The 17,745-nt window shown below is 45.3% G+C and carries 25 protein-coding genes; 12 read left to right on the top strand and 13 right to left on the bottom strand.

The features are described from left to right. Together B3S86_RS05660 and B3S86_RS05655 are read right to left on the bottom strand one after the other, a co-directional pair. The gene (locus B3S86_RS05660; protein ID WP_290750151.1) at positions 1-1,263 is read right to left on the bottom strand and encodes an FRG domain-containing protein; all 1,263 of its coding nucleotides are present in this window, start codon (positions 1,261-1,263) and stop codon (positions 1-3) included. A 164-nt stretch (positions 1,264-1,427) separates the two neighbouring features. Continuing rightward, the gene (locus B3S86_RS05655; RefSeq protein ID WP_290750148.1) at positions 1,428-2,177 is read right to left on the bottom strand and encodes an SDR family NAD(P)-dependent oxidoreductase; all 750 of its coding nucleotides are present in this window, start codon (positions 2,175-2,177) and stop codon (positions 1,428-1,430) included. A gap of 82 nt (positions 2,178-2,259) precedes the next feature. Here B3S86_RS05655 and B3S86_RS05650 point away from each other — a divergent pair, with 82 nt between their 5' ends. Further along, positions 2,260-2,667 carry a MerR family transcriptional regulator gene (locus B3S86_RS05650; RefSeq protein ID WP_290750145.1) on the top strand — a complete coding sequence of 136 codons (408 nt, stop codon included), beginning with the start codon at positions 2,260-2,262 and terminating at the stop codon, positions 2,665-2,667. Here B3S86_RS05650 and B3S86_RS05645 read toward each other — a convergent pair. Further along, entirely contained in the window at positions 2,637-3,710 is a 1,074-nt protein-coding gene (locus tag B3S86_RS05645) for a threonine aldolase family protein (protein ID WP_290750142.1), read from the bottom strand. The two genes, B3S86_RS05650 and B3S86_RS05645, sit on opposite strands and share 31 nt — an antisense overlap. Before the next feature lie 124 nt (positions 3,711-3,834). On the opposite strand from B3S86_RS05645, the gene B3S86_RS05640 reads away from it, so the two are divergent. Further along, the gene (locus B3S86_RS05640) at positions 3,835-4,518 is read left to right on the top strand and encodes a hypothetical protein (protein WP_290750139.1); all 684 of its coding nucleotides are present in this window, start codon (positions 3,835-3,837) and stop codon (positions 4,516-4,518) included. A 203-nt stretch (positions 4,519-4,721) separates the two neighbouring features. Next, positions 4,722-5,015, top strand: a complete 294-nt coding sequence (locus tag B3S86_RS05635) for a hypothetical protein (protein ID WP_290750137.1) — start codon at positions 4,722-4,724, stop codon at positions 5,013-5,015. A 50-nt stretch (positions 5,016-5,065) separates the two neighbouring features. Here B3S86_RS05635 and B3S86_RS05630 read toward each other — a convergent pair whose 3' ends face one another. The 4 genes from B3S86_RS05630 to B3S86_RS05615 form a co-directional block, all read right to left on the bottom strand. Further along, a complete protein-coding gene (locus B3S86_RS05630) occupies positions 5,066-6,202 on the bottom strand; it encodes a diguanylate cyclase (RefSeq protein ID WP_290750134.1) in 1,137 nt (378 codons plus the stop codon). Positions 6,203-6,336: 134 nt separating this feature from the next. Further along, positions 6,337-6,582 (bottom strand): phage holin, encoded by a 246-nt coding sequence (locus B3S86_RS05625; protein ID WP_290750129.1) that lies wholly within the window; start codon positions 6,580-6,582, stop codon positions 6,337-6,339. Beyond that, positions 6,579-7,214, bottom strand: a complete 636-nt coding sequence (locus tag B3S86_RS05620) for a M15 family metallopeptidase (protein ID WP_290750126.1) — start codon at positions 7,212-7,214, stop codon at positions 6,579-6,581. The genes B3S86_RS05625 and B3S86_RS05620 overlap by 4 nt, the downstream gene beginning before the upstream one ends. Next, positions 7,214-7,969, bottom strand: coding sequence for a helix-turn-helix domain-containing protein (locus B3S86_RS05615; protein WP_290750123.1), 756 nt, complete (start codon positions 7,967-7,969; stop codon positions 7,214-7,216). Before B3S86_RS05615 ends, B3S86_RS05620 begins: the two co-directional genes overlap by 1 nt. 90 nt (positions 7,970-8,059) lie before the next feature. Here B3S86_RS05615 and B3S86_RS05610 point away from each other — a divergent pair, with 90 nt between their 5' ends. Further along, positions 8,060-8,539, top strand: coding sequence for a DinB family protein (locus tag B3S86_RS05610; RefSeq protein ID WP_290750120.1), 480 nt, complete (start codon positions 8,060-8,062; stop codon positions 8,537-8,539). A gap of 40 nt (positions 8,540-8,579) precedes the next feature. Here B3S86_RS05610 and B3S86_RS05605 read toward each other — a convergent pair whose 3' ends face one another. Further along, positions 8,580-9,065: an NUDIX hydrolase gene (locus tag B3S86_RS05605; protein WP_290750117.1), complete on the bottom strand. Its 486-nt coding sequence runs from the start codon at positions 9,063-9,065 to the stop codon at positions 8,580-8,582. A gap of 213 nt (positions 9,066-9,278) precedes the next feature. Between B3S86_RS05605 and B3S86_RS05600 the strand changes: the two genes are divergently transcribed. Further along, the gene (locus tag B3S86_RS05600; protein WP_290750114.1) at positions 9,279-9,743 is read left to right on the top strand and encodes a DUF2975 domain-containing protein; all 465 of its coding nucleotides are present in this window, start codon (positions 9,279-9,281) and stop codon (positions 9,741-9,743) included. Between the two features lie 317 nt (positions 9,744-10,060). Here B3S86_RS05600 and B3S86_RS05595 read toward each other — a convergent pair whose 3' ends face one another. Further along, a complete protein-coding gene (locus B3S86_RS05595; RefSeq protein WP_056061160.1) occupies positions 10,061-10,594 on the bottom strand; it encodes a DUF402 domain-containing protein in 534 nt (177 codons plus the stop codon). A 154-nt stretch (positions 10,595-10,748) separates the two neighbouring features. Here B3S86_RS05595 and B3S86_RS05590 point away from each other — a divergent pair, with 154 nt between their 5' ends. The 3 genes from B3S86_RS05590 to B3S86_RS05580 are packed head-to-tail and all read left to right on the top strand — an operon-like array spanning position 10,749 to position 12,529. After that, entirely contained in the window at positions 10,749-11,858 is a 1,110-nt protein-coding gene (locus tag B3S86_RS05590; RefSeq protein ID WP_290750111.1) for a GGDEF domain-containing protein, read from the top strand. Between the two features lie 17 nt (positions 11,859-11,875). Then, on the top strand, positions 11,876-12,250 hold the full coding sequence (locus B3S86_RS05585) for a YkvA family protein (protein ID WP_414651167.1): 375 nt from the start codon (positions 11,876-11,878) through the stop codon (positions 12,248-12,250). 33 nt (positions 12,251-12,283) lie between these two features. Next, on the top strand, positions 12,284-12,529 hold the full coding sequence (locus B3S86_RS05580; protein ID WP_035408177.1) for a hypothetical protein: 246 nt from the start codon (positions 12,284-12,286) through the stop codon (positions 12,527-12,529). Positions 12,530-12,575: 46 nt separating this feature from the next. On the opposite strand, the gene B3S86_RS05575 is transcribed toward B3S86_RS05580, so the two are convergent. Genes B3S86_RS05575 through B3S86_RS05565 form a run of 3 tightly spaced genes read right to left on the bottom strand, consistent with a single transcriptional unit; the run spans position 12,576 to position 15,090 of the window. Continuing rightward, positions 12,576-13,262: a polysaccharide deacetylase family protein gene (locus B3S86_RS05575; protein WP_290750106.1), complete on the bottom strand. Its 687-nt coding sequence runs from the start codon at positions 13,260-13,262 to the stop codon at positions 12,576-12,578. A gap of 16 nt (positions 13,263-13,278) precedes the next feature. Next, positions 13,279-14,406: an MGDG synthase family glycosyltransferase gene (locus tag B3S86_RS05570; protein ID WP_290750102.1), complete on the bottom strand. Its 1,128-nt coding sequence runs from the start codon at positions 14,404-14,406 to the stop codon at positions 13,279-13,281. Between the two features lie 54 nt (positions 14,407-14,460). Next, positions 14,461-15,090 (bottom strand): DedA family protein, encoded by a 630-nt coding sequence (locus tag B3S86_RS05565; RefSeq protein WP_035408181.1) that lies wholly within the window; start codon positions 15,088-15,090, stop codon positions 14,461-14,463. A gap of 214 nt (positions 15,091-15,304) precedes the next feature. Between B3S86_RS05565 and B3S86_RS05560 the strand changes: the two genes are divergently transcribed. The 4 genes from B3S86_RS05560 (at position 15,305) to B3S86_RS05545 (ending at position 17,410) form a co-directional block, all read left to right on the top strand. Then, positions 15,305-15,847 (top strand): GNAT family N-acetyltransferase, encoded by a 543-nt coding sequence (locus tag B3S86_RS05560; RefSeq protein WP_290750098.1) that lies wholly within the window; start codon positions 15,305-15,307, stop codon positions 15,845-15,847. A 25-nt stretch (positions 15,848-15,872) separates the two neighbouring features. Beyond that, positions 15,873-16,676: a hypothetical protein gene (locus tag B3S86_RS05555; protein ID WP_290750095.1), complete on the top strand. Its 804-nt coding sequence runs from the start codon at positions 15,873-15,875 to the stop codon at positions 16,674-16,676. Then, positions 16,642-17,037, top strand: coding sequence for a hypothetical protein (locus tag B3S86_RS05550; protein WP_056061137.1), 396 nt, complete (start codon positions 16,642-16,644; stop codon positions 17,035-17,037). The genes B3S86_RS05555 and B3S86_RS05550 overlap by 35 nt, the downstream gene beginning before the upstream one ends. Positions 17,038-17,128: 91 nt before the next feature. Beyond that, positions 17,129-17,410, top strand: a complete 282-nt coding sequence (locus tag B3S86_RS05545; protein WP_290750090.1) for a hypothetical protein — start codon at positions 17,129-17,131, stop codon at positions 17,408-17,410. A 57-nt stretch (positions 17,411-17,467) separates the two neighbouring features. Here the strand turns inward: B3S86_RS05545 and B3S86_RS05540 are convergent, their stop codons facing one another. Beyond that, the gene (locus B3S86_RS05540) at positions 17,468-17,650 is read right to left on the bottom strand and encodes a hypothetical protein (protein WP_290750087.1); all 183 of its coding nucleotides are present in this window, start codon (positions 17,648-17,650) and stop codon (positions 17,468-17,470) included. Between the last annotated feature and the right edge of the window lie 95 nt (positions 17,651-17,745).

Raw genomic sequence — 17,745 nt, 5'->3', positions numbered from 1 at the left:
TTATGTATATTTTTCGTTTAAATACTTGATCATTCCATCTAAGTCAGGGTAAACAGTGCTACTATTAATACCTAAATTCTCCAATTCTATAATAAAATTTTTTTTATAAATAGAGGGTATAATTAATTTCAAATGATTCTCAATCTGAGTAATCTGATTCATATCTTGAGCAAATTCATTTATAACTTGAAGAGTATACAATTGTCTTTCAAGTTCCTCATATTTATATGGAGTTATATCATCAGAACTAGATGTGGCAATAATAGAAGAAATATCTTGAATTAAATCATCAGTTAAAGGAGCGCGAATTTTCTTAATTATTTCATTAATGTTGATATTTAAAATTTCAGAGTTTTCTTCTTGAAATTTTTTTAATATTTCTCTGAGTTGATTCTTTAAAATACTATCAGCTTCGTCCGTAAGAACTTCAAAGTAAATAGAAAATAATCCTTTTTGAATTCTAATACGATCATTGTAATATCTAGTTTTAAAGAAGTAGTATTGCTTTCCATTCTTCATTAATGTCAAAAGGAATCTCCCAACACTTTCAGGCAGAGTCTTATCGTTAGAAAATCTGTATTTTAAGAAGTCTTCAAATTCTGCTTTCGTTTCATCAATAACTTCAATCTTTTTATTATTTATTACTATAAAAATAGCCCCGTCATTTTCTTCATTTTCTTTACTAACGCATGCAAAAAATAAAGACAGTAATTTATTTTCAGTCCAATCAACTAAACGAGTAGGTATTCCTAAATGTTGCATATTACATATTTTTTTAACAAAGCTAGGAGTTTCAAATTCCTCAAAGTTTGATTGGTTCATTTCTATATATAGGTTGTGTTCTTTATCATTATCAACAGCTTGTCCTCTAAATAAGCTTGATACAATACCCCAATCAGAATTAGATTGTCCTCTAAAGAGCAATTGTTCATTAGAGTAGTTACCAATTATTTTTAAATAATCATCTAAAGATTCTACATAGAGTTCAATTGACTTACCAGTATCCTTAGAATTTTCAAGAACACTTTCAGGATTATAACGTTCAGTTTTCTCAATAATTTTAGACACAACTTTAATAGAATAAGACTGTTTTTCTTCAGAAGAATAAGTACTAGTTATTCCTATAAAATAATTATTTTCACTATCTTTTAATAATATAAGACTATTATCAACTAGCAATATATCAGAAGAAATAATAATTTTATTAAAGAGCCCAGGATACTCACAGTTATATTCCAAAACATGATTAATAATAAAAATCACCTTACTTATAATTTATTTTTATATATAGATTAGATATAAAAAAGTGAATACATTTATATTATCACAAACTAAAAAAATTATATAATACACAAAAACGGTCTAAGACTTTGTAAATTCCCCCTTAGACCGTTCTCAACATATAAATATGTTTGTCCTACATAATTTCATCCTGCGTAATTGAACAATGGACCACGCAATTCAAATTCATACGTTTCGCCGTCAACGATGCCGACGATTGCGTCACTTTCGATTAACTGATGCAGGAAGCCTGCCATTTCAGCCGCCGTATGATATTTCTTAACGTTCTTGCTGTAGTCGAACCCTACTTCCCCGCGCGAACGATCGGCGAACTCTGTCTCGGTCGCAGCTGGTGCGAGCACTTTCGCCCGGAGTTTTGCGCCGCCTTTTTGCAGTTCTTGCGCGAGTCCTTCCGTATAGGCACTGACATAGAACTTCGTCGCGCAGTACGTGACGGCATTCGGTACAATCCGGTAGCCGCCAGCTGACGAGATATTGACGAGCGTCGTTCCTTCGACATCATGATGGTCGCGGACGAACAGACTCGACAAGATCGTCAGTGCCTCGATGTTCAAGCGGAGCATCTTTTCGATTTTCCCGAGATCGATGTCCTGGACGAGATCAAAATCACCAAACCCAGCATTATTGATCCATGTTTCAATTTCAAGTTCATTTAAGCCTTCATAAAGATCATGAACGTTTTGGTTATCAGAAAGGTCGATCGACTTGAGGATGACATCACTGTCTGGTGAAATCTGTTTGACTTCATCCCGAAGTTTTTCGAGTTCAGACGTCCGGCGCGCGACGAGGACGAGTGACTTTCCTTTTCCTGCGAGTAGTTTTGCCGTCTCATACCCAATTCCTGAACTTGCTCCTGTAATGACTGTGTACTTCATCTAGCATATCCCCTTTTCGATTTGGTATAGTCAGAGTCTAATCCTTAGAGTGAACTCTAAGTCAAGTAGAAAGGTGAGATTCATGTATACGATTTCTGAAATCAGTCGACTGACGATTACGAGTGCCCATACGATTCGCTATTATGAGAAAGAAAGATTACTGTTTCCGAAGCGCCAGAATGGTCAACGACGTTATGACGACCAAGACGTGACGTGGCTTCGATTTGTCCTCCGCTTACGTGAAACGCATATGCCGATCGAGCAAATCCGTACGTATGTGTCACTTTTTCTTGCTCACGGCGAGCAGGATACGACCCGCGAACGCCTTGCGTTGCTTGAAGCACACCATGCAAACGTCTTAGCTCAACTGGCAGCATTACAAGAAACGGAGCGAATGATCGCAGAAAAAGTCGACACCTATCGTCGCCTCCATCCTACGATTCCCGCTCCTGATGTCATTCAATCCTCTGAGAACGCCTCCGTCAATTGACGAAAGACGCTTTCGCGTTCGTCAGTCGTCAATGCAAGAAAACTATCGCCGATATTGATTTCCGTTGCGCAGCCTTTTTCTTTCTTGACAAGATAGCCGGCGATACCAACTTTTCCGTGCAACTGGATTTCAATCAATTTTTCCTCGACGACTGCTTTATCTGCCTCAAAGTAAAGATGAAACATGTTTGAGACCGGCTCAAGGGGACGAGTCGAGATGCCTGGTATCGCATTCAAGCTGCTCGCTAGTGCTTTTGCGGCTACATAGTACTCCGCCATCCGGTCTTTTCGTTGTTCATAATAATGATCCGCGGATAGAATATACGGATAGAGACTAATCAAATCACCGCCATAGCGACGTTTCCAGATGCGAGCCTCGCGACAAAATGCTTCCGGTCCGGCTAAGATCGCTCCTGCGACGCCGCCAAGACCTTTATAAAAAGAGATATAGACACTGTCAAATAACTCTGCGATTTCTTTTGCCGATGCCTCATAGTACGGTAAGATTTCAAGTAGGCGTGCCCCATCCAAGTGCAGACGGATTCCTTGTTCCCGTGCATATGCGCAAATGATTTCAAGTTCCTCACGCGACGGAAGCAGTCCGCCGAGTTCGCGTTGTGGCAGTTCGAGTAACAAGCAACTGACCTCCGGCAAGGCTTTGACGTCGTCTATCGTCATTAAGCGATCGACTTCTCCGACTAGTACTGGTTTAATCCCGTGTAATTCCTTCAACCCATCCTGCTCATGAATCTCGAGGTGACAAAGGGGATGGTAGGCAACCTTACGATTATTCTGTTCATCAGACCAGATCCGTAACGCAATTTGTTGCGCCATCGTACCGCTCGGAAAAAAGATCGCATCGTCGTGCCCGAGTAAGTCTGCTATCTTACGTTCGAACGTTTTAATCAATTCGCCGTTTCCATACATATCGCTTGGTTGATCGGCAGAAACGGTTTGCAACGCTTCTTGTAATACTCCGATGGTTCGACTTCCGTGTCCATCCAATCGTTTTGTCGCTTTTTGGTAACTCGATCGTAAATCCATACTATTCATTCCTTTCTAAATCAATGACTATTTTTTGAAAAAATCAAAATATTCCATCTCCACTTTTGCTATACTGTGTAGCGAACGTCTGTTAAACGTACTCGTCAAAGGAGGTGTCCCTATCGTGCAAACGCTCCGCACTCGTCTGTTGCTTCTTATTCCAATCGTCTGTCTTCTACTGCTTGCCATCCAACAATTCGTCCCGTCATTCTATACATCACTGCTTGGACGAATCGATCCAGCAACAAATACATACTGCATTGATCGCTGTGGTCCGAAAGCATCGATGTTTAGTGCAGTCGAGGAAGGAACCTCATACGGCGGAGACGGAAGTACTGTCACGATTAGTGAAGCCGATCCACCTACTCCTTGGTTCCGGACCGGTTTTGACTCTTCGGTGACGACACCTCCTTATCTTCTCATCTTATGTCTCGTTCTCCTGTTTTGTAGCTGGTTTTTATGGCACTATCTCCAGTGGTTGCGTCGTCCGCGACTTGATGCATCGGGTCATGTACTTCCACCACGCTTCCCGATTTTCGTTTACGAGACAAAAGACCTACCTGCTGACTCGATTCGAAAACAACTCGTTCGTTTTAATGAGCAACTTCCGCTTTCGTTACAGCGCAGGACACATGAGACCGTGACGGAATGGTTCGAGCGAATCGCTTTTCCGTCACCTGTTGATCCGCTTTATTTTGAAGTGCGGTACGGAAAGGTACCCGTCATCTCCACTCATCAACTGACCTTCTTCGTCCAAGCTATGGAACAATATTTAAAGAAATGCCATGTCCAGTCTTCGATATCTTGAATTTTTCTCTCCTTCCGCCTTGCTCATTGAAGCTTGGCTTTTTTTGGCGGAGTTTAAGAGGATTTCTTGAAAATAGATTTTGAATGATTTCAAAATTCGGATTGACTTTTTTTCAAAATCAGACGATTAGTTGCCAGAAAAATGGGTAATATAGACTATAGTAGTGAAAGAGTTGATTTATCAGGAGAGTGAGGTGAGAAAAGTTGATTAGTGCACAAGAAGCCTATTACATTAAGAAGGAATTGAATGAAAAATTCGAGGATCCACGGATTTCCTGTGATTTTTCAATCTTTTCGCTTGAACCGTTTCAACTTCTCTTGCACGTACAGGAAAATGTTGATGAGCTCAGTACTGAATTACGATATGGCTTAAGCCGTAAGATTCGTTCCCAGCTCACACAACTTAATGCGCGTGTCGGTGGTGAACCTGTCAGGACGGTTTATGTCATATCGGCGCCTCTCATTTCCGATCGATCGTATTGCGTCATCTTACAATGAAAAATCCCCCGTGTGAGAAGCAAACACTCACGCGGGGGATTTTATCGTATTCACCCTGCCAAGTCCCCAATCTGATTCCGTCCGTTCTCTTTCGCTCGATATAGTGCTTGATCGGCTTGGTCGATGATTTCCTTCTCTGTCGTCTGTGCTTCGGGTACAAGTGACGTCAAGCCAAGACTGACGCTGACCCGGCAAAGGGGTTCGTACTGCTCGTGTGTGATGTTCAAATCAAGAATGTCCTGTCGAATCCGTTCTGCGATATGACGGGTTTCTTCTATGCCACGCGTCAGTAAAACCGTGAACTCCTCTCCTCCGTATCGTGCGACTTGTCCATGCCGAGCCTGCCGTTTTAAGACGCGAGCCACTTCCTTCAAACATTCATCCCCTTTTAAGTGACCATACGTGTCATTGTAGGACTTGAAAGCATCGACATCAATCAGAATGAGGGAGAGCGGTGTCCGCTCTTGTTTGGCTTCTTCGAGAAGCTTCTCCAATCGTTCATCGAACGCTCGCCGATTCGGGATGCCGGTCAATGCATCATGCAAGGAACGATGAATCAAGACTTGTTTGCTGCGTTCCATTCGAAACGTCTGGATGAAGGCAATCAAAACAAGAACAGCGATGCTCGCGACGACAACGATAACCCATTTCGCAGCACTCGATGCTTGCTCGGAGCGTTGTGTTGCTTCCGCAATGATTCGGTTGACGTCTGTTCGCAAACGGGCATCAATCGGTCGGAACGTTTCGATGAACTGCATTCCTTGATATCGTCTTGCCTCTGCTGAAGCTCTGTCACCGTCCTTGACGAGTTCAAATTGCGTGTCGTAAAACTGCGTCGCCGTCTCGATACGGGGAATTGCCTCCGTCCGAACGAGTTTTCGCATGATGGGATGATTCGCATCGAGCCGGTTCAGCCGCGCGATCGTTTGATCCAGCTGATTAATCGTCCGTTCATACTGTGCTAGATCCGTTTTGTTCGGTGAAAGGATGTAACTCCGGACACTGAGTTCTAGATTCAACAACGCTGGAAACAGTTCTGCTGCTTCCGTTGAGATCGGAATAGCTTCTTTTAAGATACGGGCGTTTTCTCGTTCGATTTTTAGGAAAGCTTGATAGCTCCAAACACTTGTAAATAAAAGCGCACAGAGTGCCAAAAACAAATACCGTTGCAACGTTGACCATTTCACAAGAAGACCGACCTTTCTTTCTCTATCTACTTGACTAAAGTCAATTTCTTCTATCAGTATCTTGAAGTCAAACAATTAGTCATTTGTATGAAATAATGCCCGTTGCTGACACAATCCAAACGCTTCCCGACCGTTCAATCGGTTAAGGATGTGTTTTCCAGCTGTTCTTGCGACTGACGTCGTCTTAATGCCCGCTCGGTCACGTCGTTATTCTTCCACCAAGCGACGAACAAACCGATTACCCCAACCAGACCGGTCACGAATCGTTCGACGTCATTCGATGACACCGGTAAAGCGGTAAATCCGAGCGTCGGCAAGAATAACTCTAGAAAGACATAGAGCGGTATCATGAGGCGGAGCCATGCTTGAAAACGAATCATGGTGACACCGGAAAGAGACGACGCCATGTTTGCGGTCCAACAATCCCGTCAACCACAAGTCGAGATGTCTGCTGGAACGCTTGGATGGCTCGCGTCAAACGTATATCAAAGATTCCTGTCACCATCAGACCCAATCGCTTCTCAATCGCTCGGACGAGTTCCGGTGCTTGAATTCGTTCGCGTAGATAGTGTCCTGGTTTTGGCACGTGATGCCGCGCAAGACTGACATGATCGTACAATTCAAAATGTGGATAATCGGGAAAACGGGACCAGTCGCCTCCCCAGTCCATTCCTCGCCGTTTCATTGCCGCAACGATTCGACGAAGTCGCGCGTCCGGTGGAGAAAGAAATAGTGCACCATCTTCGTAAAGGAAGACGTCAATTGCAACACCAAAATTATGGTTTGATTGTCCACCACGGGCTTGCGTCACGATCGGTCCTTGGGTCGTCCGTCCTTTTGCGTATAACGCGTTCTGTTCCGCAATGCTCCGAAAACTTTGGGCTATACCGAGTTTGATTCCATGCGGATAAAGCTCTTGAATCACGTCACGGGCAATCCGGACGACCGACGGATGCATGCCGGGAACGGTTAGTTTTTGATTCGCGCGTCGCAATAATTCTTCTAGTTGCATCAGGCTCCCTCCCTGGTCAATGTATGTAATAAAGCAGCAATCTCGTCATCGTCAGGAATGACTTGTCGTTCCTGTTGTTTTGCCTCGTAAGCGCGTTGTGCTTCTTTTTCACGTTCTACCCAATTCGGTAATTGAAATAATGAATTATTCCTTCTCGAACGTTTGGTTACTTGTTTCGGACGTTCTGACGCGGATCCGGTTGCAAGACGCTTAACGACCTGTTCGATGTAACCGAAATGACGACTGTTCGCTCGTCCCGCTTCTTCAATTGCGTACTGGATTCGCTCGATTGGATGTTCGTTCGCAAGCAACAGCAACTCTTGTTCGATTCGTGGTGTCGCCTTTCCAAGATTCGACTCATACTGCTGCACCAGTTCCTTTTTTAAAGATGTCTTCTTCAAGACTTCTTCTTCGGAGTCAGCAGAAGTCTCGGGGGCAGTCGTCTCGTGACTCGCCGGGGATGGCGTATCGACATGGGGCAGGACACGATAAGCATTCGAGGTCTGTCCTCCGTGTTTCGTGAACCGTTCGACTTTCTCGATCCGACCACTTGCGATCAAGGACTGGATACACGACTTGACTGTCGATTTACTGCACGGAACAGCATCGGCAATCGTCTGATAGGACGGAAATGCTTGACCATCTTGACCACTGAAGCTTTCAAGGATCAGGTAGATCATTTTTTCATGGACGGACGCGAATGCCGTCCCGCTCCGTAAGAGCGTATGGGGAACCGGAAGATATGGAGCTTGCATGGTGATTCCTCCTTTCTAGGAAATATGACAGGAAGAAGTCGTGGATTGTTCGAAAAGAGTGAAGAAGATATTTTTGAAAGGAGTGACAGGATGAACGAACTATTCACCTATTATCTACAAGAACTTGATCGCTATCAGCCGGAGGCGTTGATTCATCATCTCGACCATGACACGTGGTCGATTAGTCAAATGTATGATCATTTGATCGTCGTCAGTCATGAGTATTTGGATGAAGTCGAGTCGTGCCAGTTCGCATCCGTGACCACGTCCGGGAAGTCACCGTTCGGTGAACAGTTATTTGCTGTCGGTGCATTTCCGGCGACACCGATCCGGTTACCGGATGCGATGAACGCCCCACCGGATGAGACGGATCAGGTTGAACGTTGGTTGCAACTGATTGATCGTCACGTAACGCTCGCAACGATTGCTCAGGCGACACCCGTTGATCAAAAGACGCAACACGGTGGGATGGGCTGGTTGAACGCTGCCGAGTGGTATGCCCTCGTCTCGTACCATCTCGCGCATCACCGGCATCAAAAACGACGACTCGACGCTGCGCTAGCCAATTGAACATGAAAAAGCGCTCTCCGCATGCGAAGAGCGCTTCGATTCATTTTAAGACATCCCAATTCGAAAAGTGTCGTGCCTCAAGATCGAGTTGTTGTTCCTCAATCCAGCGGAATGCTTCAAGTACGAGCGGTGACGCATTGTCGATTGAAACGTCACTCGCCTTGACCCAACGCGCACCGAGTGAGTCTTGTCCGACGAATTGCTCGGGAATGCCAAGCGTTCCACCGGTCTGTCGAACGAGATAAAAGACGGCGATATGATGGACTTCATCGAACTCTCGCCAGTCCCACGGGAGCTTGAAGTCAGCGACGCCGATCTGTCGTTCGAGTGCTACCTCAAGCCCTGTCTCTTCCGTAAACTCACGGCGCATCGCCGTAGCGAGCGTCTCCCCTTCTTCTAGGCTACCCCCTGGTAAATCATAGCGATTGATATACGGTCCACCATTTTTATCGATGACGAGTAAGGCATCCTCTTTCATTAATAAGCCATAGACTCCAAATGCACGGTGACAACGAATCGTTTTCATTCATCATACCTCCCTTTACTTCTCTTTTACATTTTTTATTTTTTATCACAATGACACTTAAACATATTGATATCTAAAGAACGCGGTAATGCGGTTAGCTTTATATTAATCGTTACAAAATCAGTCTAAAGGCTTACGTAATAGTTCGTATTTCATCATACACTTTACATGGATCATTAAATGAAAAGTCATATGGAAAGAAGGATTGCTACCATGAATCCCCCAAAGTTAAGTGTTTTTTTACTAAAGTCATGCCTATTTGTACTATCTCTTGGTCTACTGGGTTTAGCGGGCTATGCAATCCCTACATTGCTGAACGGAATCAAGAGTTCAATCATTTTTGAAAAACCAGGATATGTCGTATTGATCGTTGCTTATATTGCTCTTATACCGCTATTGGCTTCTATTTTTCACGGTTTCCGTATTTTAAGCGCCTTTACAAAAAGTCAGGACGCGTCTATTCGTATTTCTTCATCGTCGAATAGCATTAAAAAGGCATTCCTCGTGATTGCTGTTTTAGCGATTTCTATTCTTCCCGTATTCTTTTATATAGGTCAGTTAGATGATGCTCCTGGATTAGTGCTTGTAGGAATAAGTATCGTCATCATCCCACTAGCCATCAGTGCCTTTTTTAATTGCATGCAATACATGATGAAGAAACATATTGTTACTTCATGAATGAATCGTTAACAGATGAACGAATGTCTCTTAAAACGGCTTGAATTCGGTACTTTACCGGACTCAAGCCGTTTGTTCGTTGTTTAAAGTACGCTTGGATCACAAACGAACGTTCAGCGACTTCCATATTATTAAGTAGACGACGTTAATCTCACTACAGGATGTTTCATTAAACTACATCGGATTACTCTACTAAGACGAGACATACAGGAGGACCCCTAGCTTTAATGGTAGGATCAAGAGAGTCAACGTATAGACCGACTCAAACGTCTTGCGACAAAAAGCGAACAGACTAAATGCGTGATATCGTGGTTTTTTTATTGGGTATCCTTTCCATCATTCATGTTCATGACGGTCGGGATGAAAGCATCTAAATAGCCGTCAAACGGAAACTGTTGCTGCGCGATCCGTTCTTGAAGGTTCAGCAATGACGCACGGGTTCGTTCAATCAATTCGACCGGATAGTGATAGAGCCGTTGGTTCTCCATAAATTCGTCCTCGTCGACGACTTGCCACACTCCGTTTCGATAGACGAGATCAAGATCCAGATCGATGAACGATAATGTTTCATCTTGAAGGACTGACGGAAGACAGATATTGCAGTAATAGCTCATCTCTCCCGTCCGTTCTATATCGAGACCAACCGTGAAATCAGCTTCAAACGGATAGAATTCGAGACTATAGTTGTCGTATGTATAAACGGTTGCGCGACGATGATGATGAAGCGTCCGCCCTGGAATATTCGCGACGAGTAGATAGTCTTTTGTCTGCTTTAGGACATATCCATCCCACGAATAGTGCGGACGTCCGTCAAGTTTCCGTGCCTCAATCATAAGACGTTTTAATTTCACTTCATCCCTCCCTTTTCCTGAAGCTCTCTTATTTTACCAAATACTTTCAATCGAGCAAGACTTTTCCTGAATCTTTAAAATTTTGAGTCTCTCTCGTTGACATCCCTTATCAAACTGCTATCGTGAAAGTATCATACTCAAGGATGTGGAACTCATGTTCATTGCCGAGTTGTTATTGAATGCCTGTATCGCCTTCACCGGCTTTTATTTAATCGCTAAAATCATCTATAGTCAACGCCTCGCATCGAGCAGAATGAAGTCCCTCATCGTTGGTCTTGCGACCGGACTACTCGGTGTGCTATTGATGTTTAAAGGAATTGCAGTCAATGAATCGTTACGGATGGACTTACGTCATTTACCGCTCGTCCTGCTCGCTTTTTATGGCGTTCGCTCGCCTCTCATCATCGCGACGCTGATCATCGGTTGTTCTCGATTTTACTTCGGCTGGACCCCACAATCAATCGTCGCCTTTCTAGCAGTCCTCGGCATCAGCACCGGGATGTACTTCATTCATAAGCGGTTACTCCATCGACCGCTCTTGCAAAACCTGATCATGAACGTCTGGTCATTGTTCATGATCTCGATCGCTGTCTCGATCAATCTCGGCTTCAGTGACGCCGCTCTTCGTTTACTTGCTTCAACGTGGACGATCGGACTTGCGGTTGGACTGTTATCGAGTCTCTTGACGATCGACTTTCAGTTGCTCAACGAACAGGTCCAGCGTTATAAACAATCAGCAGAACTCGATCACTTGACAGGACTGTACAATCGGCGTGTCTGGGACGAACGGACGACATTGCTTGAAGCAGAAGGACGCGTCTACAATGTGCTCGCGCTCGATATCGATCATTTCAAGCATGTCAACGATACGTACGGTCATGCGAACGGTGATCTCGTCTTGCAACAGTTTGCACGGATCTTGCAGGAAGAGACACGTCCGCATGATATCACTGCTCGAATTGGCGGCGAAGAATTCATGGTCCTCATCTATGATCTCACGCCTCCAAAAGTCACGAAAGTCGCTAACCGGATTCGAGAACGGATCGCGAACACACACTTTCAGCTCGACGGATCCCCGTCGATTGCCATCACGGCATCCGTCGGGATCGCTCACGGGAAACATATCGCCATTCAACGAATGAATATTCTTGCGGACGACGCATTATATGCCTCAAAGGAACAAGGACGAAATCGTGTCATTCTGTATGAAGCGGATGAAGAGGCAGCCGTCACGACAAACGAACGGGAACCGGTTCGCTCATAAGAAAGGAGTACTCGCCTATGTTAGAGCGAATGAAACAGATCGCTAGACGGATGAAGCAACAATTATCAGTCCTCTCTTATGCAATCGAACATCCTCGTTTACCTCGTCATATCAAATGGGGAATCATCGCCTTAATCGCCTATACTGTCAGTCCGATCGACTTGATACCAGATTTTTTGCCCGTCATCGGTCTTCTCGACGATCTCTTACTCGTTCCACTCGGTATCTACTTCATCATCCGTTCGATTCCTAAAGAGATCTTGATACAAGCACAACGACGACTTGAACAACAAGGAACTCGTTCCTTTCCATTGCTCCGACGTTATGGTCTAGCGTTCGTATTAGGTTGTTGGGGCATTGGTATCGGTCTTGTGATATGGTGGATAGTGTAAAATAAACCAAATCCATCCATAAGGAGTGGTTCAATGAAAAATGAGTTTGAGTTCATGACAACGGCGGAAGCAATTCTATTCGTCAGTTCCTTTTTCATGTGGCTTTACATTGGTCGTCATTTCGTCATGATCACGACGTTCGACGACTTATTTTTGACGCAATCTTGGTGGTTATTACTTCCGGTCATCACCTTCATCCTATTCTTACGCTCGTTCGTCGTGCGGCGCTTGATTCTCCATCATAGTCAAGAAGATGAGGACTTGTCACGCGAAGCATAATCCATGCAAAAGAGGAGCTATCCGGCACCGGATAGCTCCTCTTTTTTTACGTTTGATCAATGCGACGAAACTGTAAGCCGCGTGCTTTCCAGTTCGGCAAGAGTTCACGAAGCGCTTCAATCGTCTGCACGGGTGCTTGTGGGTCCGCGCCGAACGTATCCCCGTTATCGTGGAGCAAGATGATATCTCCTTCTGACACATTCGATAGTAGCCTCTTGATTTTTACTGTCCCGCCTTCTACCTTCCAGTCTTCCGCCATCTTCGACCAGAGAATCATCTTGTAAGCGGTTGGACAGAGGACATCTCCGGCATTGAGTGCACCCCACGGTGGACGATAGACCGTCGGACGTTCACCGGTGATCCGTTCAATGATCATAGCCGTCCGCTCGATTCCTGCCCGGACCGTCGACGGTCGCATCGACCAGTTCGGTCGATGGACGTAATTGTGGATACCGAGTTGATGCCCTTCGTCGTGTATCCGGCGAATGAGGTCCGGATGTGCTTCTGCTTTATGACCAACGACAAAAAACGTCGCCTGAATGCCTTCTTGTTTTAAGAGATCGAGCAGTTCTGCCGTATAGACGGGATCTGGACCATCATCGAACGTCAAAGCGACGTATCGTGAGTTCAGTGATTTTGTCACGCGCCATCCAAAGACGCGTGACGCCACGTACGGGACGACCGTATAGGCGAGTGTCGCGAGAATTCCTGCTGTGATAAGACGTGAACGCATAGAAACTAACTCCCTTTTATTCATTTACTTTTCGGCGACGGTCTTGCAGGCAACCCGCAATCCGTTCCGCGAAGAACCGCTGATCGGCCATGACGCGATCATTTTGATATTGCGTGACTGCTTGTTGCCAAGCATGCATGACGTCTGGGTTCTCAAGCGTCCGACGGATGACGTCCGTGAGTGTATCCGTTTGATGAAATGCGAACGCAAGTCCTTTCTCCATCAAATACGTACGATTGATCTCTTCTTGTCCCGGTAGGACGTGTTGAATGAACAGCGGTACACGTTTTTCAAATGCTTCACTGACCGTCACGCCACCCGGTTTCGTAACAATCGCATCCATTCGTTCATACAGCTGATTCATCTCATCCCGTGAATCGATATAGGTGAGCGGATGGATATGTGGATGACGTCGCAAAGCTAGTCGTTTATACAATGTTTGGTTCTTCCCACATAAGACATGGAAATCTGCTTCTGGACACTGTTCGATCTGCGTCAGTAAGGTCTCGAGTTGACCTAGTCCACCGTTTCCGCCTGCGACAAGAATTTGTTTGCGTGACTGCGTCGAGCGAAAAATGGAACCGCCAGCGATTGCTGGATGGACGGGGATACCCGTCACGAACAAGCGCTCAATGGGTACAGCATGATGCTCGTGCAATTCTTGCCTTGCCTCACGATTCGGCAACAGATGATACTCGATATGCGTCTTTCCCCAGACGCGGCTGACGAATAAATCGGTATAGGCATTGATGACCGGTACGTCACAAAGGTTTCGTTCTTTTAATTGATTCAAGAGATAGGAGGGAAACGCATGTGTACAGATGATGACGTCCGGTTGTTCCGTCCGGATGATCCGTAACATCTGTTGTTGGAAATAATGCGACGTCCACCCTGTCGACCGGGCATTGCTCGAACGCCCGGCAATATGCTGATGATAAAAACGGCTATAGCCGTTTGAGAAGTGTCGGATCCAGTTCAGGTAAAACTTCGATGTCACCCATTCCGCAAATGGACTGATCGTACTGAGCAATTCTACTTCCTTGACTTCAACCCCTGGACCTTGCAGTCGTTCGGCGATCGCTTCGGCAACCAGATGATGACCGGATCGCATCCTTAAAAAAGGAAAGATCACTATTTTTTGCATCGTTTGTCCACTCCTTCAAACTGTTCCGACGATCCTTCAAAAAAGAAGTAACGTTTAGTCTTCTTTTCCCGCTTCGTTTTTCCCTGAAACGACGCGTTTCTCAAGTCGCTTCCGCTTGAGCCATTTCACGAGCACTCCGAGCAGGAACAATACGAGTAAGGCAAGTCCGAAATACGGTACGACTTCCGGCTTGATATGAAATGTCTTTCCTGCAAAGTGACCGAGTAAGACAAAGGGGACGACCCACAGCGCGGAACCGATTGCTGACACAAAAAAGTACCGACCGAACGAAATCCGCTTCATGCCCGCAAAATACGGATTGATCTGCCGCACACCCGGAATGTAAAGACCGCCGATGATCGTTCGATTGATTCGTTCCATGTAGCCATTTGACACCCGCTCCCAGCGTTCCTTCGTCAATCCGAGGAATCGACCGTACCGTAGGACGGTCGGTCCGAAGAAGCGCCCCGCTCCATATGCCGTCAGCATACCGACGAACGTCCCAGCATACGCAGTCAAGATCGAATAGATTAAACGTTCTTCGTTTTGACCACTTAAGATGCCGATCAGGACGAGTAAGGATTCTTCCGGTGCTGGAATCCCGACGATGCCAAAAAATAAAAAAATAAAAATAACGCCGTATCCATAGGCATCGAGATACTGATTGACCGTATCCATGTTCATGTCGTCACGTCCTCTACTGCTGTCTTTCTGTACTGTTTCAACGTCTTCTGACTATGTATTCGTTCCTGTTGAAGCAATTCCTTTTTTAGAAAAATTAAAACCTGGTTCATTCGAAAATTGACCTGTTCTCGCATTTCTCCTCGTGACAATGCTCAGTCTGTAGGAGATGATGAATAGAGTGAAGTAGATCTCTATAGACAGAAGGAGGATGACGATGAAAGAGACTGAAAATCTGACGATTCAACCGCTATCGTTCGAGAGCATTCCATTCGTCAATCATGCCAACGATTCATTCCCGATCATCGGACGCATCGTTCCGCAGTTTTCTGGTACCGCATGGTCTTATACGGAAGAACTCTATGAAACCGCTACTGAAACCCGTTTCCCTGACGATCGACTCGATTGGGCGACGTATATCGAAAACGAGAATCGAATCGTCCTCCTCGCCTTTTCCGGCACTTCTTGTGTCGGACAGATTCGTCTTGTTCGTGACTGGAACCGTTTCGCCTACATCGAAAACATCGCGGTCAAACAAGCGTTTCGTAAACTAGGTGTCGGACACCAATTGCTTGCCGCTGCGTCAAAATGGGCACAGCAACGTGAGTTGAGTGGTCTGTCACTCGAAGCACAGGACGATAACTTGATTGCTTGCCGTTTTTACGAACGAGAAGGTTTCGTGCTCGGCGGTGTCGATAGTTTAAAACAATTCGCCAATCCACATATTGACCTGACATTGTATTGGTATAAACTATTTTAAACGTCAGTCGGAAAGGGCTTATCTCATGTTATCTATCGTAAAGAACAGTTTCATTTCCGCGATATTGTTCGCTTTCTTGTATGCACTCATTGCTGGGTTTGAGATGGGTGACCCAGCAATATACGGCACTTCCTTAACTGACTTCTTTATGATTGGTCTATTGTTTGCCGGTCCCGCCATTTTGATCGGTGCACTCTTAACAGAAGGGCTTCCGCGCCTGTTATTTCGTTCGGATATTTCATTTGCACAACGGGTCATCCTCAATCAAATCGTCGCGTTATTCGCAAGCATCGTCCTCTATCTGCTCATGCAACCAAATTCGTTTTCGCTCGTTCTCATCTTATTCTGTTCTGGTGTAGCGTTGATTTATTACACCGTCTCCGAGTCGGCGCAAAAGTATCCGTCATTCCTCCCCTATCTGTTCGGGTGGCTCGGTCGGACCGTCTTCAGCTTTTTTCTGTTTCTCCAATTGTTTGGCTCGATGACGATGATGGTTCCGTTTTTGTCTTACGCGGTGCAGCTCGTCAATGAACAGTTGGATGCTGTCATGCTATTATTCTTCAGCGGTACCTTGATTGCTGACGCTCTGTTAGCTGTCCGCTTCACGAAACGTTCGCTACCGTGGATGAGGCATCTCCTCGTTCATCAAGGTACGGTCTTCGTGTTTGCCGGTGCGTTCATCTTGTTCAGTTCACTTCCCGCGCTATTTTTCATCGGAAACGTAGTCGCTACCTTTTTATATGTAATGATCACCCGTCTATTCATCCTCATGAAGACTGGAAAGGAGGAACACCATGATCCGTCTGTCATTTCGACTTCTGATGAGTAATTGGATTTTTCTGATGGTTTATCAACACCTTCCGTCATCACCACGACTCATGCCCGATCCGGACGTCGGCTATTATCCAGGTGTCTTTGAGACCTTGCTGTCGTTTGTGATCGTCATCACGGTCGGTGGCATCCTGACCGACGCGATTCGTTACTTCCGATTTCGCTCACGTCCACTACCTTGGATAACACACCTCCTCCTGAATCAAGGCATCGCTTTATTACTCGGTGGCGTACTGTTACTTGTATTCAAAGGTCTGTTTCAATCGATCTATTTTCAGGCAATCGCGAGTAGCGCCGCTTTCCTCTACTTTTTGATGACGCGTTTGACATTGTTATACAAGAAAGATTCAGCTGTTTGAAATCAGCCACTTTCTTACATTTTTGTTAGGTAAAACAAGATGATCTACGCTTTATACTAAATGTATCGTTTAGTAAAAGGAGACATGCCGCATGTTTCGTCAAAAATCGCTTCTGTATTTACTCATTTTTTTGTCCTTCGGTTTAGCTTTCGATACGATCACAGGATCGTCTCTCGTTCTGTTCGTCGAACCTCTTCATCTCTTGATGACTTCTCTTGCGTTGACGATCACGACCGCCTGTTTGACTTTGTTCTTTCTGCTTTACTACGGTCTTCGTCCGCATCTCGAATTACTGATCGTCCTTCCCTTTTTGATTTTGACGAGCGGCATCACGTTCTTCTTCGTTTTCTTGAGCGCAATGACTGTCATTTAACGTCACCAAAAAGCCCGTCTTCTTTAAGGAGACGGGTTTTGATCGGTCATATGTAGATCACGGTTTGGCATGAAGCTCTAGCAACGGATCGGTGTCACTCGGCCAATTGATTTGTCCCGTGTAATGATCCTCAATCGTCGCGACTGGTTCGGAACGTTCGAACCGAGACGGTTGCGTCGACGTCGTACAGACGATCAAGACAGCTAACAGACTGATGATACTAAAATATCGTCGCATCATGATGTATGCTCCTTTTGTCGTTTCTCTTCTCATTTTAAGCAAACTGCGCTGATTCGCCATCCGTCCTCCGCTGTATCTCTCACTCCGCCCATCAA

It is taken from the genome of Exiguobacterium sp. UBA3968, assembly GCF_002385115.1.
Classification (GTDB): Bacteria; Bacillota; Bacilli; order Exiguobacteriales; family Exiguobacteriaceae; genus Exiguobacterium_A.
This window is presented reverse-complemented; position numbering and strand designations above follow the sequence as displayed.